This window comes from Pseudoroseomonas cervicalis ATCC 49957 (assembly GCF_000164635.1).
Lineage (GTDB): Bacteria > Pseudomonadota > Alphaproteobacteria > Acetobacterales > Acetobacteraceae > Pseudoroseomonas > Pseudoroseomonas cervicalis.
The window spans coordinates 1-978 of record NZ_GG771084.1 but is presented as its reverse complement, the minus strand read 5'-3'; the positions used below and the strand labels follow the sequence as shown (position 1 = coordinate 978).

Genomic DNA, 978 nt, shown 5'->3' with positions numbered 1-978 from the left:
CGTGCGCAGGCGCTGGCGGTGCTGGCCCGCACCGGCGATGGAAGGGCCCTGGCGCGCGCCACCCTGCCGCTGGCCGCCGGCGCCGCCAGCGGCGAGGCCACGCTGGAGCTGCCGCTGGAGATCCGCAACCAGATCACCCGGCTGGAGATCGAGGGGGAGGAGAGCGCCGGCGCCGCCTTCCTGCTGGATGAGCGTTTCCGCCGCCGCCCCGTGGGCCTGATCGGCCCCGCCGAGCAGGGCGCCGGCACGCCGCTGCTGGGGCCGCTCTACTATCTGGAGCGCGCCCTCTCCCCCAGCGCCGAGCTGCGCCAGGGCAGCGTGGCGCAGCTGCTCTCCCGCCAGCTCTCCGTCCTCGTGCTGGCCGACCGCCCGGTGGCCGAGGGGCAGGAGCGCACGGCGCTCGCCCGCTGGGTGGAAGAGGGCGGCACGCTGCTGCGCTTCGCCGGGCCGCGCCTGGCCGAGACGCCCGACCCGCTGCTGCCGGTGCGGCTGCGCGCCGGGGAGCGCCAGCTGGGCGGGGCGCTTTCCTGGGAGCAGCCGCAGCGCCTGGCGCCCTTCGCCGACAGCTCGCCCTTCGCCGGGCTGGCGGTGCCCGGGGAGGTGACCGTCGCCACCCAGGTGCTGGCCGAGCCGGGGCCGCTGCTGTCGGAGCGCACATGGGCGCGGCTGGCCGATGGCACGCCGCTGGTCACCGCCGAGACGCGCGGCGCCGGGCGCATCGTGCTGTTCCATGTCACCGCCAATGCCGACTGGTCGAACCTGCCGCTTTCCGGCCTGTTCATCGGCATGCTGCAACGTGTGGTGGCGCTGTCCTCCGGCGTCGCCGGGGCGGAGGGGGAGGCGCCGCTGGCGCCGCTCGAGGTGATGGACGGGTTCGGCCGGCTGGGTCCGGCGCCGGGCGGCGTCGGCGCCATCGCCGCCAACCGCTTCGCCGAGACCGCGCCGGGGCCCCGCCACCCGCCCGGCTGGTACGGCCTG

1 pseudogene is annotated in these 978 nt (G+C 77.5%); it reads left to right on the top strand.

From position 1 onward, the window contains the following. Positions 1-978: pseudogene (locus HMPREF0731_RS21860) on the top strand (DUF4159 domain-containing protein); the annotation flags it as partial.